Source organism: Olivibacter sp. XZL3 (assembly GCF_004368405.1).
Lineage (GTDB): Bacteria > Bacteroidota > Bacteroidia > Sphingobacteriales > Sphingobacteriaceae > Olivibacter.
Genome location: NZ_SBJH01000112.1, coordinates 1 through 24,711, shown reverse-complemented (window position 1 = coordinate 24,711; position 24,711 = coordinate 1). Strand labels below are relative to the sequence as shown.

The 24,711-nt window shown below is 42.2% G+C and carries 23 protein-coding genes; 8 read left to right on the top strand and 15 right to left on the bottom strand.

Annotated elements, in window-relative coordinates; genetic code table 11:
• Window positions 1-26: 26 nt before the first annotated feature.
• Entirely contained in the window at window positions 27-1,163 is a 1,137-nt protein-coding gene (locus EPX21_RS21175) for an AI-2E family transporter (RefSeq protein ID WP_134091726.1), read from the top strand.
• A gap of 3 nt (window positions 1,164-1,166) precedes the next feature.
• Here EPX21_RS21175 and EPX21_RS21170 read toward each other — a convergent pair whose 3' ends face one another.
• A complete protein-coding gene (locus EPX21_RS21170) occupies window positions 1,167-3,008 on the bottom strand; it encodes a DNA topoisomerase 3 (RefSeq protein WP_134091724.1) in 1,842 nt (613 codons plus the stop codon).
• Between the two features lie 130 nt (window positions 3,009-3,138).
• Window positions 3,139-3,513, bottom strand: coding sequence for a helix-turn-helix domain-containing protein (locus EPX21_RS21165; protein ID WP_134091722.1), 375 nt, complete (start codon window positions 3,511-3,513; stop codon window positions 3,139-3,141).
• A 150-nt stretch (window positions 3,514-3,663) separates the two neighbouring features.
• Here EPX21_RS21165 and EPX21_RS21160 point away from each other — a divergent pair, with 150 nt between their 5' ends.
• Complete coding sequence (locus EPX21_RS21160) at window positions 3,664-4,296, top strand: nitroreductase family protein (protein WP_134091720.1); 633 nt, start codon at window positions 3,664-3,666, stop codon at window positions 4,294-4,296.
• A 214-nt stretch (window positions 4,297-4,510) separates the two neighbouring features.
• The gene (locus tag EPX21_RS21155) at window positions 4,511-6,139 is read left to right on the top strand and encodes an NADP-dependent glyceraldehyde-3-phosphate dehydrogenase (RefSeq protein WP_134091719.1); all 1,629 of its coding nucleotides are present in this window, start codon (window positions 4,511-4,513) and stop codon (window positions 6,137-6,139) included.
• A gap of 70 nt (window positions 6,140-6,209) precedes the next feature.
• Here the strand turns inward: EPX21_RS21155 and EPX21_RS21150 are convergent, their stop codons facing one another.
• Both EPX21_RS21150 and EPX21_RS21145 read right to left on the bottom strand, forming a co-directional pair.
• A complete protein-coding gene (locus EPX21_RS21150; RefSeq protein ID WP_134091717.1) occupies window positions 6,210-7,505 on the bottom strand; it encodes a pitrilysin family protein in 1,296 nt (431 codons plus the stop codon).
• Between the two features lies 1 nt (window position 7,506).
• Window positions 7,507-8,742, bottom strand: a complete 1,236-nt coding sequence (locus EPX21_RS21145; protein WP_134091715.1) for a pitrilysin family protein — start codon at window positions 8,740-8,742, stop codon at window positions 7,507-7,509.
• A gap of 118 nt (window positions 8,743-8,860) precedes the next feature.
• On the opposite strand from EPX21_RS21145, the gene EPX21_RS21140 reads away from it, so the two are divergent.
• Both EPX21_RS21140 and lat read left to right on the top strand, forming a co-directional pair.
• Entirely contained in the window at window positions 8,861-9,745 is an 885-nt protein-coding gene (locus EPX21_RS21140; RefSeq protein WP_134091713.1) for a 1-aminocyclopropane-1-carboxylate deaminase/D-cysteine desulfhydrase, read from the top strand.
• A 133-nt stretch (window positions 9,746-9,878) separates the two neighbouring features.
• The gene (lat, locus tag EPX21_RS21135) at window positions 9,879-11,210 is read left to right on the top strand and encodes an L-lysine 6-transaminase (RefSeq protein ID WP_134091711.1); all 1,332 of its coding nucleotides are present in this window, start codon (window positions 9,879-9,881) and stop codon (window positions 11,208-11,210) included.
• A 16-nt stretch (window positions 11,211-11,226) separates the two neighbouring features.
• Here the strand turns inward: lat and EPX21_RS21130 are convergent, their stop codons facing one another.
• On the bottom strand, window positions 11,227-12,495 hold the full coding sequence (locus EPX21_RS21130) for a hemolysin family protein (RefSeq protein ID WP_134091709.1): 1,269 nt from the start codon (window positions 12,493-12,495) through the stop codon (window positions 11,227-11,229).
• Window positions 12,496-12,611: 116 nt separating this feature from the next.
• The gene (locus tag EPX21_RS21125) at window positions 12,612-12,833 is read right to left on the bottom strand and encodes a CDGSH iron-sulfur domain-containing protein (RefSeq protein ID WP_134091707.1); all 222 of its coding nucleotides are present in this window, start codon (window positions 12,831-12,833) and stop codon (window positions 12,612-12,614) included.
• Between the two features lie 249 nt (window positions 12,834-13,082).
• Here EPX21_RS21125 and EPX21_RS21120 point away from each other — a divergent pair, with 249 nt between their 5' ends.
• Window positions 13,083-13,553: an NUDIX domain-containing protein gene (locus EPX21_RS21120; protein WP_134091705.1), complete on the top strand. Its 471-nt coding sequence runs from the start codon at window positions 13,083-13,085 to the stop codon at window positions 13,551-13,553.
• Window positions 13,554-13,568: 15 nt separating this feature from the next.
• On the opposite strand, the gene EPX21_RS21115 is transcribed toward EPX21_RS21120, so the two are convergent.
• The gene (locus EPX21_RS21115) at window positions 13,569-14,630 is read right to left on the bottom strand and encodes a DNA topoisomerase IB (RefSeq protein ID WP_134091703.1); all 1,062 of its coding nucleotides are present in this window, start codon (window positions 14,628-14,630) and stop codon (window positions 13,569-13,571) included.
• A gap of 331 nt (window positions 14,631-14,961) precedes the next feature.
• Here EPX21_RS21115 and EPX21_RS21110 point away from each other — a divergent pair, with 331 nt between their 5' ends.
• Together EPX21_RS21110 and EPX21_RS21105 are read left to right on the top strand one after the other, a co-directional pair.
• A complete protein-coding gene (locus EPX21_RS21110) occupies window positions 14,962-16,428 on the top strand; it encodes a DHA2 family efflux MFS transporter permease subunit (protein ID WP_134091700.1) in 1,467 nt (488 codons plus the stop codon).
• A 142-nt stretch (window positions 16,429-16,570) separates the two neighbouring features.
• Complete coding sequence (locus tag EPX21_RS21105; RefSeq protein WP_134091698.1) at window positions 16,571-17,566, top strand: fatty acid desaturase; 996 nt, start codon at window positions 16,571-16,573, stop codon at window positions 17,564-17,566.
• A gap of 90 nt (window positions 17,567-17,656) precedes the next feature.
• On the opposite strand, the gene EPX21_RS21100 is transcribed toward EPX21_RS21105, so the two are convergent.
• The 8 genes from EPX21_RS21100 to EPX21_RS21070 all read right to left on the bottom strand — a co-directional run bounded on the left by EPX21_RS21100 (window position 17,657) and on the right by EPX21_RS21070 (window position 24,621).
• On the bottom strand, window positions 17,657-18,217 hold the full coding sequence (locus EPX21_RS21100; RefSeq protein WP_134091696.1) for a biliverdin-producing heme oxygenase: 561 nt from the start codon (window positions 18,215-18,217) through the stop codon (window positions 17,657-17,659).
• A 703-nt stretch (window positions 18,218-18,920) separates the two neighbouring features.
• The gene (locus tag EPX21_RS23335) at window positions 18,921-19,052 is read right to left on the bottom strand and encodes a hypothetical protein (RefSeq protein ID WP_255502268.1); all 132 of its coding nucleotides are present in this window, start codon (window positions 19,050-19,052) and stop codon (window positions 18,921-18,923) included.
• Window positions 19,053-19,208: 156 nt separating this feature from the next.
• Window positions 19,209-20,459: a S41 family peptidase gene (locus EPX21_RS21095; protein WP_240768753.1), complete on the bottom strand. Its 1,251-nt coding sequence runs from the start codon at window positions 20,457-20,459 to the stop codon at window positions 19,209-19,211.
• 81 nt (window positions 20,460-20,540) lie between these two features.
• Window positions 20,541-21,545, bottom strand: a complete 1,005-nt coding sequence (locus EPX21_RS21090) for a hypothetical protein (RefSeq protein WP_134091692.1) — start codon at window positions 21,543-21,545, stop codon at window positions 20,541-20,543.
• A gap of 180 nt (window positions 21,546-21,725) precedes the next feature.
• The gene (locus EPX21_RS21085; protein ID WP_134091690.1) at window positions 21,726-22,328 is read right to left on the bottom strand and encodes a hypothetical protein; all 603 of its coding nucleotides are present in this window, start codon (window positions 22,326-22,328) and stop codon (window positions 21,726-21,728) included.
• Window positions 22,329-22,408: 80 nt separating this feature from the next.
• Window positions 22,409-23,428 carry a hypothetical protein gene (locus tag EPX21_RS21080; protein ID WP_134091688.1) on the bottom strand — a complete coding sequence of 340 codons (1,020 nt, stop codon included), beginning with the start codon at window positions 23,426-23,428 and terminating at the stop codon, window positions 22,409-22,411.
• A gap of 14 nt (window positions 23,429-23,442) precedes the next feature.
• Window positions 23,443-24,255, bottom strand: coding sequence for a hypothetical protein (locus tag EPX21_RS21075; RefSeq protein WP_134091686.1), 813 nt, complete (start codon window positions 24,253-24,255; stop codon window positions 23,443-23,445).
• Between the two features lie 36 nt (window positions 24,256-24,291).
• A complete protein-coding gene (locus EPX21_RS21070; protein ID WP_206106129.1) occupies window positions 24,292-24,621 on the bottom strand; it encodes an HmuY family protein in 330 nt (109 codons plus the stop codon).
• Window positions 24,622-24,711: the final 90 nt, after the last annotated feature.

Below are 24,711 nucleotides of genomic sequence, written 5' to 3'. Positions count from 1 at the left end.
TGGATTGCCTTGAGATAGATGTTTACATGTTAAATCCTACAGACAAAAAGCCCTATTCTTTCGAATTGGCCGCCAGTTTACTTTCATTGGTGCTAATTATCGCTGTGCTTTATTTTTTGCAGAGCGTGCTTGTTCCGTTAATGTTTTCTATTCTGATTTCCATTTCACTTTATCCTGTTGCCAGATTTCTGGAAAAACTCAATATGCATCGAGCGCTTTCTTCTATTCTAGCGGTCATATTGGCTATACTGATCATTGCGGGGCTCATTTGGTTTATTGTACATCAAGTAATCGTTATCGGCCATGATGGAACCAATCTTCAACGCAAATTCTTAACGATATTCAACACCATCCAACACTGGATAACGGCTAAATTTGGTGTTGAGCCAGGTGAAATTACTGCGAGAATAAAGGAGCTATCAAATAGGGCCTTGTCGAACGCCGGCGTTTACCTTTCTGCTGCTTTTGGTTCAGTAGGTGGTATCTTAGCGGGCCTTGTCATTGTTCCCCTTTTTTCCTTTTTTCTTCTCTATTACAGAGACTTTTTCCGAGAATTTTTTTTCCACGCTTTTAGTAGTACACCGCAGGACAAAGTGCATGAAACACTTAACCGTATTTACGACGTTGTTCAAAGCTATCTATTGGGTCTGATTACTGTAATGGCAATTGTGGCGATTTTAAACACAATAGGACTGATGATCATGGGCATCCAATATGCATGGTTCTTCGGCACCTTAGCTTCGCTGTTAATGTTATTGCCTTATATTGGAATTGCCTTGGGGTCTATATTACCGGCCATATTTGCCCTCGCAACTAAAGACAGCTATTGGTATGCTGTAGGCATAATAGCCTGGTTTCAGGTTGTTCAATTTTTAGAGGGGAATGTCATTACTCCTAATATAGTCGGCGGCAAAGTGAGTATTAATCCACTAATGGCTGTAATTGCCATTCTACTCGGAGGTATGTTATTTGGCTTAGCGGGCTTGATATTGGCTTTACCATTAACCGCAGTTATTAAAGTATTATTCGATGCCATTCCTTCCATGAAGGCCTTTGGCTTCCTGATAGGAGAACCGGAAAAATACCATCTAAAAAGATATTCAACAATGGTACTTCTCAAGCGATGGAAGCTAAAAGACAAAATAGGCAAAGACGAAAAATAGTTGCTAATTTTCCTTTTCCAGCACCAGTTCAAGTTCTTTTCCAGCGATGAGCAGTTCTTGGGTTATTTTCTCCGTATACTGTTTGATTTCTTGTTTGAAGGCTTTAACAGAAGCCCCGGAGCGAATTTCCTCTAAACGTTTTTCCCATTGACCTGTAAGTTCCGCCTGAGCAATCAACTTGTCCTTTACGATGTCGTACACCGCCAGTCCAGTTGCCGTTGGTAATAAGTTCTTTTTCTTCCTTGCGATATATGAACGTTTTATAAGGGTCTCAATGATCGACGCGCGCGTGGCGGGTGTTCCCAAGCCACTTCCTTTCATTGCATATCGCAACTCTTCGTCCTCTATCTCTTTGCCGGCGGTTTCCATCGCTTTGAGCAAAGTTGCTTCCGTATAAAAAGGTTTGGGCTTCGTTTGCTTTTCCGCAACATTCTTGTCTTGAATGGAAACGCTTTCACCCACGTTCACTTTTGGTATGGTATTATTTTCGGGTTGGTCTTGATCGCTTTCCTCAGGCTCATTGTATACCGCGCGCCAGCCAGCCGAGCGGATTACAGTACCGTTTGCAATAAAAGTTGAACCGGATTCAATTGATATCTTGGTGAGATCCTTTACACATACCTCATGGAATGCCTCAAGCATTCGTCCAATAATCATATCGTATATTGCTTGTTTATCGGGAGGCAGATTCCGTGGCTGTTCTCCGGTCGGCAAGATTGCATGGTGATCTGTTACTTTTTTGGCGTTCACACTTCGCTTATTAAGTTTATTATTACCTAAAACAAAGGCCTGTTTAGAGAAAAAAGGATGCTGTTGTTGTTTTTCAATAAGCTGAGGAATCGTAGCAAAGACATCGTCGCCGATATATTGACTGCCTGTCCGAGGGTAGGTAATCAGCTTTTCTTCATATAGACGCTGTAGAATAGCAAGCGTCTCATCCGCTGTATATCCCTTCTTTTTGTTCGCTTCCTGTTGCAAACTGCTCAGATCATGCAGTAAAGGAGGCTGTTCCCTTTTCGTTTTAGTTTCCACTTTACTGACATCGCCTCCCGCAGCAAAGCCGTCGGCCAAACTTTTAACGGCCTGGAGAATCGCCTCCGCTTCCTCTCTTTTATGATAGTTCTTTTTGGAAACCGCCTTAAAGATTTGTCCGTTCTTCTGTACCGAAATGATCACCTGGTAGTAAGTTTGCGGCACGAAATTCTTGTTCTCCAAATATCGGGCGCAGATCATCGCTAAAGTGGGCGTCTGCACCCGGCCCAATGACAGCACAGTTTTGGATCCCGCTGATATACTCAGGGCCTGCGTAGCGTTCATTCCTACCAACCAATCGGACTCCGACCGGCAATGCGCGGAATAAAACAAGGTATCATACGCGTCGCCTGGTTTAAGATTTCTAAAGCCGTCTTTAATGGCCGCGTCCGTCTGCGAAGATATCCAGAGGCGCCGGAAGGGCTTTTTACAATGCAGATAATGGTAGATATACCTAAAGATAAGTTCTCCTTCCCTACCCGCATCCGTTGCTACTATAATTTCAGTTGCAATGTCAAAAAGAGCCTTGATAGTATTCAGCTGCTTCCGTACCGACGGATCCTCAATCAGCCCTTGATTTGTTTTGATTTTACGAACGCTCAGCTTTAGTTTTTGAGGCAACATCGGAAGATTCTTAGCTTTCCAGCCGATATACCCGTATTCCTGCGGCGGCGCCAACTGAAGTAAATGTCCAAACGCCCACGTGAATGAGTACCCTTTACCCTCTATGTATCCGTCTCTTTTCGTCGTAGCTCCAAACACCTTTGCCAAATCACGTGCTACAGACGGTTTTTCTGTTATGATAATCTTCATTAAGACTGCTTTTGGGGCCGCTAATTTAGCGTATCCGTCCCTAAAAACTTCTTTTTTTTTCGGAAAACATCTTTTTATTCATTCATGTCATATGCTCAATGGAATGAGTGCCGTTCGACGGATGGGGCGTTTATTTGGCCGACTCGGCACACTGCTCTTTGATACGCTCACGATGTTTCATACCCCAATCAATCATTTCGTCTATGATATTTCCTAACGTTTTTCCGTATTCCGAAAGCTCATACTCTACCGTTATAGGTTTCGTATTGCAAACCTGACGGGAAACCAGTTCATTTAGTTCCAGTTCCCGAAGTTCTTTTGAGAGCATTTTAGCACCAATTCCCTGTACCTCTCGCTGCAATTCCATGAAACGCAGCTTTCCGAAGCTCAAAGCACTAATGATCTCAATTTTCCATTTACCTCCCAATACATCCAAGGTGTCATGTACCGCTCTTAATTTTTCTCTGCAACCATCGCTTGTGATGCTTTTCTTTATTGTTTCCATGGCTTAGCTTTATAGTTTCCTTTTGGAAACCACTATCAAACGTATAAATACTTTCAAAAGTAAACTATATTACGGAGCTTTGCAACGATTCGAACGCAAAACGGCGTTCAAAAAAGGTAAGTCCTTAATTTTATAAATTTAATTTTCAAAATGGAATTAATAACTGCGTTAAAGTGGCGCTACGCCACAAAAAAAATGAATGGGCAGCCGGTCCCACAAGATAAAGTAGATGCAATACTAGAAGCAACCTACCTAGCCCCTACTTCGTCCGGTCTGCAACCATATGAGGTTATTGTGATAACAAATGATGCATTGAAAGAGAATATTAGGGAAGTGGCAAATAACCAGAGCCAAATAACCGATAGTTCACATTTGCTGGTATTCGCAGCATGGGACAACTATACCGCTGAGCGGATAAACGACGTGTTCCTTCATACTACAACGGAAAGAGGTTTGCCTAGTAATGCAATGGACGATTATAAAAACAGATTGATCGCGGCTTATACGAGTCGCTCTGCACAGGAAAACTTCGAACATGCCGCGCGTCAAGCGTATATCGGCTTTGGTATGGCCATTGCAGCTGCGGCGGTTTTAGAAGTAGACGCCACTCCGATGGAAGGGTTTAACAATTCGGCCTTAGATAAATTACTTGACTTGGAAGCGAAAGGATTAAAAAGCGTGACTTTACTGCCATTGGGCTACAGAGACGCCTCAAACGACTGGCTTGTCAATTTAAAGAAGGTGAGAAAGCCAAAGGAAGCATTTATCTCGGTTATCAGCTAGGAAATTCCATAGTAGCGAAAGGGGCATGAACGACATTCATGCCCCTTTTTTTGTTTTTTGACGTAAGGCCTTCGCCGCTATTATCTCTTTATTAATGTGAGTTTTAGTTGTGAATATATCGATAAATTAGCTATTTTCACCAAGCCTAACACAAAGGGATTACTTAGTTGTTAACGGCTTTGTGGCGACTGTTTCACTATCAATATCCAAAGAAATGAACTTCAACGATCGATTAAAATCTCTATTTGTGCCGGAAAGTGACATACCGGAAGAATTTGCAATTCACGAGGAACTCCACCAGCGTGAATACCTTTGTAATGGTGAAATGCGCAGCTGGACAGGGCCTGTCAGCGAAGTGTATTCACCCATATGTATTCCTGACGAACAAGGGGTGTTACAGCGAAAATTTATAGGTACCTATCCCATTTGTACGGAGCAGGAAGCTATGGAGGCACTCGATGCCGCTGTAAAGGCCTATGATAACGGTCGTGGCGAATGGCCTACCATGAGCATCGATAATCGGATAAAATGCTTACAGAAGTTCGTTTTTAAAATGAACGAGCAGCGTTCATTAGTCGTTAAACTTATTATGTGGGAAATCGGAAAATCCCATACGGACGCGGCTAAGGAGTTTGACAGAACGGTCGATTACATAAATGCCACCATTGACGCGTTAAAAGATATTGATCGTCAATCGTCTCGATTTGAAATTGAAGAAGGTGTGGTTGCCCAGATAAGACGGTCGCCTATAGGAGTCGTCTTGTGTATGGGACCTTTCAATTATCCATTGAACGAAACGTTTACAACGCTGATCCCCGCGATCATCATGGGAAACACGCTGCTTTTTAAACCGCCAAAACATGGCACCTTACTCCACTATCCCTTGTTGAAAGCTTTTCAGGAATCTTTCCCGAAAGGTGTGGTAAACACGATTTACGGAAGAGGTGCTACGATAACACCGGGCCTGATGCAAACAGGAAAAATCAATGTGCTCGCCTTTATAGGTTCCAGCAAGGTGGCCAACGACCTTAAGAAGCGCCATCCGAAGATAAACCGGTTAAGAGCAGTACTCAGTTTGGACGCGAAAAATGCGGCAATCGTAACGAAGAATGCTGACATCACCCTTGCCGTTAATGAAACGGTATTAGGCGCCTTATCGTTTAATGGGCAGCGATGTACGGCTATCAAGATCGTTTTTGTACATCGCGCTATTGCGGAAGATTTTCTTCAGAAATTGAGCGAAGCAATTGCGCAATTGAAATTCGGTATGCCATGGATACCAAGCGTCAGTTTAACACCTCTACCAGAACCCGGAAAGCCCGAGTATTTAAAAGAATGCATTGATGATGCACTTGCTCACGGAGCAAAAGTTGTCAATGAAAATGGCGGCGCGAACCTAGCATCTTTTGTTTATCCCGCGGTTGTTTTTCCTGTTAATGAAAAAATGAAACTGTATCGCGAAGAGCAATTTGGCCCGATTATACCGGTAATTCCCTATGATTCGCTTGAAGAACCAATTGCCTACCAGATTGACTCCCCCCACGGTATGCAAGTAAGTATTTTCAGCAATGACGCACAGGAAATAGCTTCCTTGATCGATCCCTTCGTAAACCTGGTGAGCCGCGTAAACATCAACAGCCAATGCCAGCGGGGGCCCGATAAGTTTCCGTTTACCGGTAGAAAAGATAGCGCAGAAGGTACACTTTCTGTTGTGGATGCTTTACGTTCTTTCTCTATACGTTCGCTGGTGGCGGCTAAAATGAACGACAAAAATAAAGAACTCATCAATGAAATTGTGAACCATCAAAATTCTAATTTTTTGAGTACCAATTTCTTGTTCTAGCGTATATGAGGCGTGCCGATCGAGCTATTCTTGGTACGCCTCACTATCTTGGGGCCGAGCGCTTTTTTCATTAAGTAAGAGAAGGCATTTTTCCGACCACAATTTTAACCATCTTATCGTAGTCGAAATATTTGTTCGCCGTCTCCATAATTGTTTCTGCCGTACTGTTTTTTACAATTTGTAAATGACGGTTATAGTACGATAAACCGAGTCCTGCAAAGTATACGTTCTTAAATTTATCTACATGAGAAAAGACGTTTTCCAGGGACCCTAGAAAAGCGCCGGTAATATAGTTTTTTACCAATGTCAGCTCTTCTGCAGGAACTGGTTCGCTTTTTAGACGATTAATCTCCTTTTCAATTTCTAACAGCGTTGCTTTTGTTACATCTGTTCCGACCTCTGTTGCAATAGTGAAGAAACCATCATACTTTAAAGAACCAATGCCAGAGCCTATTCCGTAGGTATAACCTTTATCTTCCCGGATATTGGACATTAACCTGGATCCAAAATAGCCACCTAAAATGGTGTTTACCAGTTGTAAGGACGAAAAGTCGGGATGTTGGCGATTAATTGTTTGATAGCCGATCCGGATAGCCGATTGAAGCGCTTCTGCCCTCTCGATTACGATTAAGTCGCCTTGTTGTATACTTTTCGCTGAGCTCTCTTCCTGACGTTTGGCAACGGGTCGAGCTTCCCATTCGCTGCCGAAACATGCTTTAATAGTGTTCAGCACTTCCTCGCTTACTTTACCCGAAATAAAAAGGGTACAATTAGCGGCGTTAACCTGACGTTCATAAAGCCTCAACAGATCACTACGATTCAGCTGATCGTAATCTGCTACTTCGGGTGTATATCCGTATCGACTTCCGTTGAAAATCGATTTGTTAAAAACTCTCCGCGCAATAAAGTCGTTCTTCTTTAAGGATACACTCAAGTTTTGCTTATTGTTGCGTACATAGGTGGCAAGTTCCTTTTCCGGAAAAACACTGTCTGTTAGCACACTTTTTACAATGGGCAGTAATTTTTTAACATGCTTACTCAGTGCATATAAGGTAAGAGAGCTGTGATCAAAAGCGTATTCCGGCTGTAAAAACGCGCCGTAAAAATCTACGTTCTCGGCAATTTCGGCACTTGTATATTGTTTGGTGCCTTCCAAAAACATGCCGACAAGGGCGATATTGAGCAATGGAAGGCACGAACCTTCTGCGCTCAAATTTTGGAATACCCATTCTATTTTCACCAAATCTTGCTCGCCCGAATTAAAGATAAAGAGATTTACACCGTTCTGTAATACTTCATGTCTTGGTTCTAAAAGTTTTACCTCTTCTACGACTTTGAATTCGGGCGCCTTGGTTCTGTCTATCATATTATCCTGCTAAATAAAATAAAGTGGACGAATTTTCTAATCGAAATATGTGTTGAGCTGTTTGTTGTATGTCGTCAGCCGATACGCTCAGGTATTTTGTGATTTCATCATTAAGCAAATCTGCGTTACCCAATAATTCAAAATATGCCAAATTCATTGCTTTATCGAGAATGGACATTTCCGAAAACACCATGGTTGACTCTATCTTATTCTTCACCTTCTCTAATTCATAGTCCGATACAGGCGTCTCTTTTAAATCGCGTAATTGGTCCCATATGGCCTCTTCGGCAAACTCCATCGTTATATTGGGCAAAGGTTTACCTTCCACAATAAATAAGCCATTATCCAAGCTGCCCAAAAGATAGGCGTTTATTTCGCTAAAAATCGACTGTTCTTTCACTAAGCGCCGGAACAACCTAGATGAGTTACCTCTAGACAAGACATCCGAAATCAAATCGCAACTATAATAAGCTTTGGAACGTCTATCGCTCATGTGAAAGGCCATATAAAAACTGTTAACCGGTACGTTGGCGGTAACGGTTGCTCTTCGTGCCTCCAATTGCGCGGGTTCAGGCGAAATATCGCGGACATACTTCGCTCCCGAAGGGATGGGGCCGAACCATTTCTCGGCGAGATCTTTTACTGCATTCAACTCTACATTGCCTGCGATCACCAATATGGCGTTCTGTGGCGTGTAATGCTTCTTAAAAAAAGCCTTTACATCCTGCATGGAGGCCAGCTCTATATGAGATATTTCTTTTCCAATCGTAGCCCACTTATAGGGATGATGCTGGTAAGCCAAAGGCCTTAATTTAAGCCAAACATCTCCATACGGTTGATTTAGATAACGTTGCTTAAATTCCTCAGAAACTACCTGCTTTTGGGTTTCCAGACTCTTTTCACTAAAAGCCAAACTCAACATCCGATCGCTTTCCAACCAGAAAGCGGTCTCGAGGTTAATCGCCGGAAGCGTGATGTAATAGTTTGTGATATCGTTACTGGTAAATGCGTTGCTTTCGCCTCCAACACGTTGCAATGGTAGGTCAAATTGCGGAATATTAATAGATCCTCCAAACATCAAATGTTCGAAAAGATGAGCAAAGCCAGTTTTGTCCGGTGCCTCATCGCGCGCTCCCACGTCATACAATAGGTTGAGCGCCGCCATGGGGGTCGACTTATCCTGGTGCACCAATACTCTTAACCCATTGGCTAATGTGAACCGTTCGTATGTTATCATAGATTGTTATTTTACTTTTGGGTTAGCAAACCTACTATAATTTTTAGAATAAAAAATCGAATAGCGTATATTTGCTTGCTTTTCACGTTAGCTTTGTGTCGTAAAAATACATGTACCTATGTTTTCCTTTAATTTTTTTAGCCCTACAGAACGTTTAAGGTATGAACCCTTTGCCAGGCACCACTGCACAGTCGACATGAAACGAGACGATCTCATTCATCCTTTTATATCGGGCAATAAATGGCGGAAGTTGAAGTACATTTTGGAACACGCACATAAGAGCGGTCGGAATCATTTGGTTACATTTGGAGGCGCTTGGTCCAATCATCTCTTGGCTACTGCTGCGGCGGCTGCCACTTTTGGTTTTAAAGCAACGGGCTTTGTACGAGGGGAACCTGTCGACAACCCCAATCTAAAGCTTTGCCAGTTATTTGGTATGCAGCTCAGATATGTTACAAGAGATGACTACAGGAATAAGCAACACTTATTCAATAGCCACTATGGTAAAGACGAAAGGGCCTATTTTATCGATGAAGGGGGAGCTTCCGAGTTGGCTCTTCAAGGCTGTGCGGAAATAATTGATGAGCTCGACACCGATTATGACCACATCTTTTGCGCGTGTGGGACAGGTACTACGCTGGCCGGATTAAGCATGGGCTTAAAACAACGTAACAGTCCGACCAAGCTACACGGCGTCTCGGTATTGGCAGGAGGTGATTTTCTGCTAAAGGACATAAAAGAACTATACAGCGCAGCCGACAATATCGTCATACATACGGCCTACCATTTCGGAGGTTATGCAAAAACCAAGCCTCCTTTAATTGATTTCGTAAAATCGTTCGTTAGTGCAACCGGTGTTTTAATTGAACCGGTATATACGGCAAAAACTTTCTATGCCCTAAAAGACCTCATGGAAAACAACTATTTTGAGCCAGGTGCAAGAATTTTAGTGGTACATACCGGTGGTTTAACAGGCGTTCTGGGGAAATTGGATATTTTTTAACATCACTATTTGTCGACAGCTACTTTTAAAAGACAGAAAAATGTTCGATACTCAATAAATTCATCCTTTTAAAATTGCATCCGCTAAAATTTTAGCTTATGTTTGGTTAGATAAACCAATTAAAATGCTTTTCATGAGCCCAATCCCCATTACGCCGGAAAATGCGCGGACCATCATCGGTAAACACGTACTTACGGATGGTTATGATTTGACATTAGATTTAAAGAGGAGTCAAGGCGTTATGATGTACGATGCCAAATACAATAGAGAGATTCTAGACTTCTTTACCTGTTTTGCTTCGCTGCCGCTTGGCTATAATCACCCGAAAATGTTAAACGATGACGCGTTCAAAGAGGATCTTTTATTGGCCGCTTTATCTAACCCTTCAAATTCCGACATATACACTACGCAATATGCCAAGTTCGTTGACACGTTCGACCGCTTGGCTATACCTTCTTATCTGCCCCATGCTTTCTTTATTTCCGGCGGTGGACTAGCGGTAGAAAATGCCTTAAAAACAGCGATGGACTGGAAAGTACAAAAGAATTTTCAAAAAGGGTACCTCAAGGAAAGAGGTTTCAAGGTCATACACTTTCAAAACGCTTTTCATGGCCGCACCGGTTATACGCTTAGTTTAACGAACACAGAACCGGAGAAAACTAAGTGGTTTGCTAAATTCAACTGGCCGCGTATAGATGTGCCTTATATTGAATTCCCATTTACTGATGAAAGCTATGAAGATCTACTCAGACGCGAAAAACAGTCGTTGACCCAAATCAAACAAGCTTTTGCGGATAACCGGGATGATGTCTGCGCAATTATTATTGAGCCGATACAATCGGAAGGAGGTGATAATCATGTAAGAAGGCAGTTTTTGGAAGAACTGCGAGTCTTGGCTGATGAAAATGAAGCCCTGTTGATCTATGACGAAATTCAAACGGGGGTCGGCTTAACCGGCAAATTTTGGTGCCACGAACATTTTGGCGTTAAGGCACGACCTGATATATTGGCGTTTGGAAAGAAAATGCAAGTTTGCGGTATCTTAGTAGGAGAAAAAATTGATGAAGTAAAAACGAATGTTTTCAAAGCACCATCACGCATTAACTCCACCTGGGGCGGCAACTTAATCGATATGGTTAGAGCAACCAAGATATTGGAGATTATCGAAGACGAGAACCTGGTCGGACAGGCGGAGGAGACTGGCGAGTATCTGCAGCAGGAACTTTTAGCGCTGGCAGACCGTAATACCTTAATCAGCAACGTACGGGGGCGCGGATTATTAGCGGCCTTCGATTTTCCCAACAAAGAAACCAGAAACCTGTTTCTAAAAAGGAGCCTTGAAAAAAACATGTTGTTTTTAGGCTGTGGAGAGAAAAGTATTCGTCTCCGACCGGCCTTGATCATCGAACCGGGAGATATCGACCAAGGGATCAGCCGCATGAACGAAGTGCTAAAGAGTTGCTAAGGCCTGCCGCGAACATTTAGACGCGCGTGATAAGTATTTTATCAATGCGCATACCGTCCATATCCACAACTTCCAGTTCGAAATCCCTCCATCTAATCTTCTCCGCTAGATTTGGAATATGATCTGATAACCTTAACAATAAACCGCTCAAAGTCGTAAAGTTGCTTGCTTCCGGTGCATCCGATAAGTCAAAATATTGAATAAATTCAAAAATGGGCAACTGGCCATCGGCCAACCAAGTATTTTCTGTACGTTGAATAATTTGATAATCCGCTTCGGTGTCTCCATGATCACTTATTAATTCATCTAACAGGTCGCTTAGCGTAATTAAACCCTGTAAATCACCGTATTCATCTAAAACAATTGCGTAGCGTTGTCGAGCATTTCTCAATAGTTCTAAGACGCGATAGGCCGCCGTGTACTCTGAAACAAATAATGCCCTTTTGCTATATCGTCGTAAGTCGGGTTGCGCTGTATGGGGCTCTTGAAGAAATAATTCCCGCACGGACACCAATCCAATCAGCTTGTCCAGCGAGCCCTCGCAGAGGGGATATACAGAGTGCGGACGATCCTTAATTTTCAACCTGATAGCCTCCCAGCTATCGGATATATCAATCCAGATAAGATCCATCCGATGGGTCATCAGCTCACCGGCCCTTCTGTCGCCGAGAGCGAAAACCCGCTGAACAAGGTCTTGTTCAATTGGTTGTATCTCCCCTCCTTCCGTGCTCTCCCTAATGATGGCATTTATTTCCTCTTCGGAAACGGCCTCTTCGTGGCGGTCCTTTATTCCGAATATACGAAAAAACAGATTGCTGGTTTTGGTTAATATCCAAATAAGCGGCAGCGAGATATTTGAAAGCACGGTCATCGGGCCCGCAATTGTCATCGCAATCGCCTCTGGATAATGTAAGCCTATACGCTTCGGTATCAATTCGCCGAATACAATGGTTAGGTAGGTGATCAGTAGAACGACTAAAAAGACCGCAATCGAGTCAGCATAAGGTGCAATCAGTTCAATCTTACTTAGCTGATTGCTGGCGGCCTGCGTTAAACTTTTACCACTAAAAAGCCCTGTTAAGATACCGACAAGTGTAATACCAATCTGGACAGTCGATAAGAAGGTATTCGGGTTGTTGGCTAATTCCAATGCTTTTGCCGCTCCCTTATGTCCCTTCTTTACCGATGTCTGGAGTTTAAACTTACGAGTTGAGACGAGGGCGAGCTCGCTCATTGAAAAAAGTCCGTTGATAAGAATGAGTCCAATGATGATTGCAATTTCCATTCTATATTAAATAAATGTGTGCGAACGCTCGCACTATACTTATTTAACAAAATGCTGCTATCTTGGTTTTGCGTTACAGCCCCTTAGACAAGTCGCCTATTTACGAACGCATTTACTCACTTTTTGGGAGGTAAATCAAAAGCCACTGCTTCATGTTCGAAATGCCCCTTGTGTGATCCATCACAAAACGGCTTGTTTGACGATAGGCCACAGCGACAGATAGACACGAGTGTACGTCCGCCCAGACCGTAAGAAGTCCCCTTCTTGTCTACAATTTCAAATTCCCCTTCTACTTTTAGTGAACCGTTGTCGTTAATTACTAATTTTGTTATTGCCATAAGATTTGTTTGGTACAAAAATATAAAGATGTTGATACCTCTATAAGAATAAGCGTAATTCAGATTGATTCTTTGAAGTCTATAAAACCTAATTGCCCTTCTTTTTTATTGAAAGAGTCGTTATTTTTATCGCAACGGCTTCCAAAAACATTAAGAAACCGCAAATATCCCTTATTCGCAAATAGATTTTAGCGTAAAGGAAGGGACAAATTGGAAGAAGATAAGTATCTTCTAATAAACAAATAGATCATGAAAAAAAGTGCTGGTATTTTACTTTATCGGTTTAAGGAGGGAAAGGTCGAGTTTTTTCTCGTCCACCCCGGCGGTCCCTTTTTTACCAAAAAAGACAAAGGCTTTTGGACCATCCCTAAAGGCGAATTTGATGAACAAGAATCCCCTTTAATGGCCGCTAAGCGCGAATTTCTGGAAGAGACAGGCTATCACCCGGAAGGAGACTTTTTTATGTTAGATTTGGTAATTCAAAAGGGAGGCAAGAAAATTCTTTGTTGGTTAGTAGAAGGCGATATCGCTTTAGACAGTGTACAAAGTAATACTTTTGAACTAATATGGCCTCCAAAGTCGGGAAAAACACAAAGCTTTCCGGAAATCGATAAGGCAGGCTGGTTTTCTCCTCAAAAGGCAAAGGAAATGATCAACGAAAGGCAGATTCCATTGATAGACCAAGCGCTGTCGTATCTTTCCAATAGGACGGAAAACTAAGTGGGCCGTACCTTGTCAATCCCTTTGTGTTACTTGCGCTGCCATTTTATTTTTCTTGATTCGCTTGAGGAATTTTAGCAACTGCGGTTCCAGCTCATGGACAGTCAACGGCGTTTTCGCGCGAGCCGGCTTTTTAGGACGATAACTTTGCAGTCCATCTTCCAAATAAGCATCAATTAAGTCGTTACAGACATAAGAAGCTCGGCATACCGCCCTCGTGTTTCCTAACTTTTTTGCTACAAAATCCAAGCAAGCATTTAAGTCTTTTTTATATGACTTCGCTTTACAGGCTTCTTGATTCAGTTCGATCAGGTATTTAAATGCCCATAAGGTTGCATACCACGTCCGAAAATCTTTCGATGTAAAGTGTTGTCCAGTATGCGATTGAATGTACTCGTTGAGATTCCCTGAGTCTAACGAACAGATTTCGTTGTCGTCGTTATAGTATTGAAAAATCTCCTGGCCAGGAATTTCCATCACCTCTCGCAATCTTTTTGCCAAGCTTCGATCACTAAGTCTTATACTATGTTTTATTCCCTTTTTTCCTCTAAAATTGAATGTTACTACTTGCCCTTCTATATTGACATGCCTGCTTCTTAGGGTTGTTAAACCGTAACTGTTATTTTCTCGCCTATACCGGTCGTTTCCCGCTCGCATAAGGGTGTCTTCCATCACACTAAGTGCAATTGCCGAAACACGTTCTTTGCCCAAGTTACGTTGTCGTCTATCCGTTACGATAGCTTGCCGGAGTGACGGCAGGGCTTTACCAAATGCGAGTATCCGGTCGATTTTATGCTTCTCCCGCATTTCATTCCATATCGGGTGGTATAGGTATTGCTTCCTGCCCCTGTCATCATAACCCGTAGCTTGTAGATGACCCATTTCATCCGGATTTATCCAAACGTTCTTCCATGCTGGCGGGATGACCAGCTTTTTTATGCGGTTTATGACCTCTTTATCAGTGATTAACTTTTTTTCGGCGTTTAAGTAGCAATACCCCCTACCCTTTTTTATCCTTGTATAACCGCCCGTACCGTCATTACTATAACGCAACCTTTGCATGCCCGCATTTAACATTTCCTTGGAATTTTAGAGGATTAACACCGTCTCGGCAATTTTGTGTGCCGTTCCCATCCAACAACTTGCATCGGATAAGGTTCTTTTTCTATTCATTTACGGTGGCAACAGGCTGTCAACAGCGCGCCGCGGAGTTGCTCCATCAAATAAAGAAAAGGCTTCATTATGTAAGCATGTGCACAACAACTGGAGCGGAATGATGTTTCTCTTAATAAAAATTGTTAAAGAAGGACGTATAGAAAAAACAACGACATATTAAGTAAAGTAAAACTGGCATGAGATGTGAAGCTTGTCGTTGGAAGATTGTACCCGATTACTTATCTTAAAAAACATGTTAATAAACAAGTCTTTTGTGCTGGTTACGTTAATGATGGCAACCTCTATGGCTGCAATTGACAGCAGCATTGTTAATGTCTCTTTACCGGTAATGCGAAATGATTTCGATGCAGACCTTAATCAGATCGAATGGGTAATTACCGCTTATATGATTTCGTTTTCGCTTTTTATTCCCTTAACAAATTGGTTAAAAAGGCGTTTCGGCTACTATCATCTATTTCTAGGGAGTATTGTCATCTTCACGGCCGGGTCATTATTGTGCAGCCTTTCTGTCAATCTAGATATGTTGGTTCTTTCTCGCGTCATACAGGCTATAGGTGGCGGATCTTTATCGCCCACTTCGCTGGCAATTCTAAGTGAAACGTTTCCGAAAGAAGAGCGAGGAACCGCTATTGGCTGGTGGGGAATGGGAAATGTAATGGGGCCGGCTTTAGGGCCTACGCTTGGCGGCGTACTAACGCATTACCTGGGTTGGGAATCAATTTTCTATATCAATATTCCGATCGGTGCCTTAACGATCTTATTCGCGGTACGTTATTTGAACTTCTTAAAACGAAAAGTCGATAAAGAGGCTAAATTCGACATGCAGGGCTTCGCTTACTTCTCCGTTTTTATCATTGCTTTACAATATACCATTTCCGTGATCGGCAGAGAAGGATTGCTATCTATCTCTTTTTTACTTGGCCTTGCGATTACGCTGTTGATGCTCTACTTCTTCATAAAATCCGCCAGAAAACCGCAATCCCTACTGGATTTGGAAGTATTCCGTATCGCGCAGTTCAACGTAGCAGCAACAATCACCATCATACGGTCGTTAGCCCTCTATGGAGGTATGTTCTTTTTGCCCTTTTTGCTTCAGGGCTTATTGGGCTATACGGAAATAGAGTCCGGCCTATTAATGTTGCCGAACGCGTTGATCATGTTAGTCAGCAGGCCTTTGTCTGGAAGGCTAGCGGATAAAGGAATGATTCGGAATATATCAATAGCAGGCATATTGATTGTCTCCATCTCTTTTTTTATGTTTGCCAGGATCGATATCGGCGTGTCCATTTGGTTCATCCTATTCACCATGGCTGTCAGAGGGCTCGGCATGAGTTTATTGGTGGCGCCTGTTTCGACAGCGCTCTTAAATGCCGTTAAGCCAAGCCAAACGCAAACCGCTACAGCCTTAAACAGCTTGTTTCTGCAGGTGGGTGGTTCTATAGGGATCGCAGTAAGCGCCGTTATACACACCTTAATTTACGACAACTACCTGGCGCAACAATTTCAAGAGCAGGTAGCAGAGCACTATGCCCTGCGAAATAGCTTTTTAATCACAGCCATTATTATTCTGCTCGCTATTATTCCCGCGTTGCGACTACCGCAAAAATCAAGTCTCATTTACATGTTACGGAACAGAAACCGTGAAAAAACGGATGATATCACTGCAGAAGAAAGCGCCGACGTACTGAATAAAAAATGAGGTCGACGGACGCCGAGGGATCGACTGCTGACACGATTGGTGGGCGACTATTTTTTTTGTAGATATTTTTACAAAAAAATTGCATTTCTAATACTTTTCAAATATCTTTCACGTTAATTACAACAACATCCTAACTTGTATAATGAATAAGAAAAAGAGCTTTAGTTGGTCGGAAAAGTGCGAGCCACATAAACTTAGAACACGGGAGATCATATCTAATCATCCCGAAATCCGACATTTAATAGGCAGAAATCCTTACACTTTTCTGGTCATTGTATTGTGTGTGGGTATACAAATCGCCATGTCGTGGATTTTATATGACGAATCATGGTGGTTTATTGTCCCTTGTGCTTATTTGATCGGCGCATTTGCGTGCCACACCTTATTCATTTGTATACACGAATGCTCACATAACTTGATTTTTAAAAACAGGGTACTCAATACGCTCTCAGGGATTTTTGCTAATTTACCCTTGGTGTTTCCAAGTTCCGTTTCTTTTCAAAAATATCATCTCAAGCACCATGCGTTCCAAGGGATCGAAGAACTAGATGCCGATATGCCGAGTGAATGGGAAGCGAAGCTGGTTAACAATTCTACTATAGGAAAAGCGCTATGGTTACTTTTATATCCCATTGTTCAGGCATCCCGTTTGGGACGAATGAGCAAAGAGATTAAAATGTTCGACAAATGGGTCATTCTAAACTATGTGGTGCAGTTTGCGTTTATGGGACTAATCTTTTATTTCTGGCAATGGAAGGCGATCGCCTATTTAACTGCCAGTTTCTTTTTCTCGGTAGGACTACACCCACTTGGAGCACGTTGGATTCAGGAACATTTTTTAACGCATGATGAGGACCAGGAGACGAAAAGCTATTATGGTGTATTGAATGTCGTTAATTTAAACGTAGGCTACCATAACGAGCACCACGATTTTCCTTCTATTCCGTGGAATAATTTGCCTAAAATTAAGCAAATTGCTAGCCCTTATTACGATTCGCTCGGATCCCACAAGTCCTATACGCGTTTATTGTTAAGGTTTATCTTCGACCGGAACTTATCGCTTTATTCAAGAATGGCACGCGACAATCGAGGAAAAACAAAGTCAACTTCAACCAAGTCACCCGCTCACATCGAGTAATAGAACGTTATCATTAAATAAACGTTTTGATGCAAAGAGGCCGAAAAAAATTCGGCCTTTTGCTAAATCAACCGTGAAATCATTTACCTTTTATGCAACTTCTGCGTTTTCAAAAGCTTTTCCGAATAACGCAAAGGTGCTTCCTGCCGCTTTAATGGCCTGCTCTTCTGCTGCTGCGTTCGTTGCATGTTTATTTAAGACGTTTACGAATGTACTCCATTTTTTGCCGGTTTCCTCTCCGTATCCTGAAAAGAAAGAAGTTCCTCTTGTTATCCCAATTTTTTCAAGCATTTTCACGATGATACTTCCGCCCATAATAGAACCCTCCAGCACATACAAAGCGCCCAAAGCTTCCTGAACGGTCGTTATGACAGGCGCTTCTACTTCCGGCAGCTGATCAATATTTTCTCCTAATGCTTCGATGTCCTTTTTTATAAAGGAAGAATTTCTTCTTTCTTGGTAATCGGGTAAAACCGATATGGTAATATAGGGCTTAATTGCATTTTCTACTGCATTAAAGTATGCATAGAAAAATTTAAGAAATTCCGCGTAGTCTTTGTCGCTATCGATTGCTTTTAATTTTCTGACAACGACACCCTCTAATTGTTGGTGCGGTTGTTTTGTAGCTTCTTTTATTTTGGTACTTAGCATATTTTTATTATTACTGTATTTGGTGCTTGATCTGGTCTTCGTTTTATAGTGTTTAACGATCAAGCCTAACAAAGATTGTAAAATTTGAAAACAAAGTCTGTATGCAATCCGCTTGATTTTGTATCAATTTCGCCGGACAAGAATAACGGCTTCGGCAAATTTCTATTAAATAGTCGTCGCTATGCTGTTCACTTTCGTTACGATTTCAAATGCTTTTGGATTAAATACCATTGACTTATTATATTTTTCAACCGGCACTGGAGTAGGTTTGTTTGGTGTTATTCTAAACCCAATCGACTTTATTGCAAACCCGATCAACTTTATAATAATTCCACTGGACTTTACCACAATTACAAACGCTTTTATTATAAAGAATAAAACTTTGTTGTAAGCTCGGTTGTTTTTACAACAAACCCATATAACATTGACACAAATCCAATTGCCTTTGACGCAAAGCTGGACAACTTTATGATAGCTAGGTGCATCTCTAGTATAAATCCAACAAACATGAAGTCAATCTCAATTGACTTTATCCTAAACTCAATTGATTTTATTATAAAGCTAAACGACTTTACTCCAAACCCGAACGTGGTTAGTATTAAAGCAATGGAATTTATGCTAAAAGTGATTGAGTTTCTTATCATTTCATACAAAAAACACACATTCAATATTGTTTTTTCGTTCAATTGGCAACTACATTTCGCTATATACGTACCTCTTCTTTCATCACCAGTCGCACATCAATCAACAGCCTCATATTGGAGTAAACCGTTGCCCATGAAATACTCCGTGACGCATGTGCAAAGCCATCCAAAAAAAGCTTCGATGTTTTCAATTCTTTTTTGTTTGCACAAGGCTTCAAATAGTATTTTCCGCTGTGAGCCGATCATGTATCCTCGTTTCGCTAGAATCTTGAATCTTTTTTTTCACGTTGTCGTTTTGTTTCTACAGATTCTTTCATAAAACGTTTTCTTGGTTTAAAATGGAGCTGCTATTTTAGTTTAAAATCTTGTTTACATATCGGTATATAATCATTGGCCGAAACATTTTGAATTTTAGGAGTGACGCGCTCTTGGACAGCTATCTTTCGAGCCGACAAAGACGTCTTTCGGTTTGAAGAATTAAGCAGAACAGATTCACCTTTTATTAGATTTAGTGCTGTGTGTAACCCCTTTTCCTCTGGATCGCCCAGAGAAGCCTGACCGGAAAGTACTACATTGACGTCTGGTGGCATCCCATCATAATAGTCATACCAACCTACTGCATTTTGAATCGTAAAACTACTTAGGTAGATGGTGTATGCATCTATATGGATACCAAAAAAGCCGACAGGTTTTCCATATGTTTTTTCGCCAATTAATTTCACGCTGACATACGGTTTCGTGCTGCTGATCAGCAACTCACTTGCAGAAGCGGTGTTGCCTGAAGTAATAAAATAGATCTCTTTGACAGTTTCTAAGGAACCTTCTTTTTTAAATAGAACGGTGTTTGCCTTTTTACTAAAATCTATATCCGCCATTGTTGCCAATCGATTTCCATATAATACCGTGTTACCATTTGCATCTCGGTATAATTGATTCTTCAAAAGGGTAGCTCCTCCCGCTTGCATCAACGAATTAAACTGTTCGCTGTACATAACTTTACCGGTTAAATCGGAAGATACTATTAGATTAGCCAAGTACGCAGCCGTCTCAACATAACCGCCCCTATTAGACCGAAGATCAACAACGACATCGGTCACTTCAGCCTTGGCAAATGAATTGAAAATGGCATCCAACTGTTCTTTAATAACCCCAAGAGAAGGGAAAGAAGCCAGGTAGATATAACCAATTTTTTTGTCGTCATCTTCAATAAGTTTATATACAATCAAATCAGATGACATACCCGAAATGGCAGTCATCTTTGCCGTCCGACCGCTTGTAGTTCTTTGTTCCAAATATGAATATTTAGGGCTACCAGCATACACAGGCAACTCATAAGAATCGCCTGTATTAGGATTTCTATTCATCTGCGAAATATCATACAACTCAGTTCGATAGGCTGCTATTTCTGGGTCAATTGCTCCGTACCGAGTTCGGGGCGCAAATTCATCATAGCTGGGCAGTGCATCATTCCATAGATACACCTGTTTAGCATAGAGAAAAATAGAGTCCAGCGTAAATTCCATCCGGGTACCCGTCAGAGGAGACAGTATTTCATCTCCAGGTGCGGGTTCTTCTTTTTGGCAAGATATGAATAGCATCGTTATTATGCTTAGCTGGCAAATGACCATCTGATACCGTTGCATGTCGAAAGCTTTAAATCTTTTATAACAGCAGGCCTATTATTCTACAATACTGGTTGTATAAGGTGCTGCATATACTTCCGCCAATCTCACAGCGAGGGTTCCTGTGCTCAACTGTTGTCCATAAGCTATCGCCGTTGTTATCTTACCAATGGGCGCGTCTGATCCTATTCGATAAGTTAGCTTGGTGTCAGTTACACTCAGCAATTCCGCATTATAAGCCACCTGCGCATTTGTTTGCTCATCCAGAATATACAGCGTAAGATCACCTTCATAGTTAAAGTAATGCACGTCTATGTAGGAAGGCTCGTAACTAAAGCTAATGATCGAACCTCTTTTAATGTTCGTCCCCGCCTGATCCAGCTGATAACCGATGTGCGAAAGTCCTGACCCCGTCATAACTGGTTGAAAGGGACCATAGATCAGCGACTGCGTTCCCGAAATAAGTTGGACCGAATAGCTTTTCTCCGGTAGTACAGAGCCATCAATAGGAATAGGCACATTAATATAAACAGAACTCAAGTTTTCCGGTGCCAATTTTATAGGAACGACATTTTTATCTTCATCAATGAGGTTTAAATGAATACGATTCGTGTCAGTACTGAAATACTGTCCCCTTATACTCATGTCATAACCGATCAATATACTATTAGGCGCCGCGGTTACAAGCACGGGAGGCTCGTTGACAGCCGGCTTCAGATAATAGATTTTGGAAAGGCCGCTTTCGGATACCACCGTATAAGCTGATCCTTCACGAAAGGCAATTTTTTCGCCTGATGCCGGACTGATCGTGGCATTCCTGGAGATACCGATCACCGGACTGATACTATCGGGCACTGTTTGAAATGGGGGCCAATAAACCCAGATGCTGTCACCTACGACAGCAGCTTCTAAAGAATAGCCTTCCGCATCAGAGATGGTAAAGCTTTCTATATCATGATAGGGATAATCTTCATATTCCTTTTTGCAGGAACCGAGACTAATCAGACCGATTACTAAGATCCGAATAAGCGTGTTAGGTATGGGTGTATAGCGTGTTTTCATTGTATCGAACCGTTCGTTATAATATATGGATAGCTTGCACAGCTGTCAAAGTATCTCTAAATAATGTATCTTTGCGAATGAACAGCCCAGCCGACATCGTTACAATAGACCGGGCTGTTCGGGTTTGGAGTCCCGTAGCGATACGCTACGGGATAAGAGCCTAAAGAATTTCCTTAAATTTTAATTTATTACCGGACCATAACTAAAGGTGTATACCCCTCTGTTCCCTGTGTCGTTACCTTCACCAACAGCATTCGTCGCCTGGAAAGCATAGGTGCTCGTACCATTGCTTACATACATCACAAAATTTGGCACATGGGTTACCACATGTGTACTGATATTGTAATTCAACCATCCGTTAGCGCCCGTAGTCGCCGTATTAAGGCCAAGCGAACTGGCTGTGGTGGCACTACTGTAATTACTTAAACCGATGGTAGCCAATGGACTGGTGTAACCTGCAGTGTATTTTAAAGTGTAGCCCGAAGCTGGATTGATGGTGAGATTGTTCGTTCCGGAGAAACTCACGTGCCAGGCTCCAGTCCCCGTTGTATTCGTCACTCCGGTGGCCAAATTCAGATAAACCGTCCCGAACGAACCGGGGCCGGAAGCTGGATTACCATAATTTCCGGTTACTATTGTCGAATTCACCGGAGCTACCACTGCAGTTTCGTTATTGAGACTTAAATTTGCGGCGTCATCATTTTCCTTATCGCAGGAAACCGCTAAAAATGCAATTATGCCAAGGAATAAACCTTTTGTCGCTTTACTTATTATTGTTTTCATAAAAAATCGTTTTACTTGTTACTTTTATAGAACATTCATCTTTAGGCTCTTATACTTTGTACGATGAACTATTATATTCGTTATTGGGAATTGATCCTAAGATCGACGTTCAACTCCACCGTCGGCCACTCTCCGAATTGAAAGCTGAAAGGCACCGCGGAATGGTTACCGATAGGAAAATCATCCGGCACTTTCAGCACAAGGTTTCGTTTCGTGCTGCTGCTTTGAATGGTAAATTCATAGGTTCTTCCATCCAGTACCGCCTTGGCAGCTTTCGGTTCAATGAAAAGATATTGGATAGGCGAAGTATGCGAAAGGAAACTGATTTCCCCTCCAGCTGTGGCAACTTTAGCACTCCATAGCGGGGCAAATTGCGGGGAGTGATATTGCACATGGAGTGGCGCAGGAGCTATTTCTTTATGCCCCAGAAAGCCGACTTCCACGTCATAATATCCACTGTCAATATCGTCCGGAATCGTGATGCCAGCTAATTGATAGTCGGCTATCAGCGGCAAGAACGGGCTCGGATTGGGGATAATAACTGCTGCGGACAAGCTGGGCAGGATGGTGTCTCCCGTACTGCGACTCACTAAAGCAAGACTTAGGGTCGCAGTGTTGGTAGACTGAAAGTCACCGTATAAGCTGCCAAAGAGCGGTGCATCGTCAGGACCGGTTTGCATTAATTGATTACCCGGAGCAGCGGTAGGCCGTTCAACCGACCAGATCAAGGACAAAGACGACGTATTTTGTTGGATAATATGCAGTTGGTAGGTACGACTGCTCCCATCTGCTCCACGCACGGTATAAGTCTGTGTCGTATTATTCAACTCTACCGGCAGTATTTCCGTTTCAAGCATAGCCCCTGTTTCCACAGTAATTTCAGGTTGAATAACCGCCATACCTAAATAAAAAGGCACATACACCGTAATGATATTATTTTCATTGTCAATTGCTCCGTATATTACGGTATCTTGAAGATTGATCACCTTGTATTCCGTCATTCTATTCGCTGGAATCACTTCAAATGATTCTGTTTTGGTACAGGCAGAAACACAGACGGCTACGAACCACGTCATTAAGAATAGATATTTATTTTTCATTGCAGGGATAAGATTTATCGGATTTCGAATTTAGTACTGCCGGCAGGTACGATCACATACTCAAAAGTAAAGAACATATGAGGCGTATCCCTGAACATCTGATCTCGGGTAAAGGCATCTTTATAACAGCTAATCATCTTGATTTTGGCGTAATCTCCTGTTGATGTACGGGCCAGAATCGTACGAGCCGGGATTTCTTTGTTAGTCCCGCCAGCGTTTATCGAAATGGATTCCCCTAAGGCATAAGCTACGTGCTTTTTGTTTTCACTTCCATCGCTGACCAGATCTCCATTAAAATCATACAGGTACCAACCTATTCCTTCTCCAAAAGCACCATTGATATCGGTGCCGAACACACCGGCGCCTGTCTTAAATACCGTATCGGCAGGTATATGGACAACATCGTCAAAAGCTTCTTCTACAATGGCTACTCCACCTCTACCAGGTCCTTGGTAGCCTATATTGGTGCTATTGGCCGCATTATTTCCGCCTATGAAACTATTGTAAAGCCCAGTTAGCGAAAGATCCCAGAAAGTCGTTTTAGCATAATTGAGAGGCTGTTCTTTTTTGTATGTTAAACTAAATAAAACGGCCGTTTTTGGTTCCGTCGGATTTTCGTCGTCTGTTTCCACCGCCAGATTTTCTACTCGCTGTAACGTATAATAAGGTACTTTTGAGCCTGTTTCCGTAGGTATCTCTTCCTCCGGCGACGGATCTTCATGCTTGTCCGAGCAAGCTGTAGCGAGACTCAGCAATATTAAACTCCATTGCAAAAGGCGAAATATCGGGCAAACCATATACTTTAATTGATTGCTTTGTATATTCATTTGATATATATAAGATGACTGGATTTGTTATTTCTATTATTGTGTGTTAAGATCTCGACTTCCGTCCTCTTGAACAAAATAACGGAAGGTGAAGTAAGGCGCTGGCCAGTTAAGGTCTGTGACGGTAGGTGGGTTACCGCGGTATACATTAATGAGCTCCAACTTGGCGTATTTGCCATCTGGAAGTCGAATAACATATACCCTATTTTTAATGGGTACCACTAGATGTGTGTTCAAGCTGTAATTGAACCACCCGCCGGAGTTTGGCCCAGACGCCCAACCTATTTTACCAATTTCGCTTTGATCGAAGAGGTTGTCTTGTGGTGCTTCTACAACAGAACTATAGGGCTGATCGAATTTTACCACCGCAGTATTTCGTATCCGTCCTATGGACTACGTGTTTGATTTGAGCATAATTTGTTTATAGTTCTGCGGATACAGATCTTTTATGTTTTT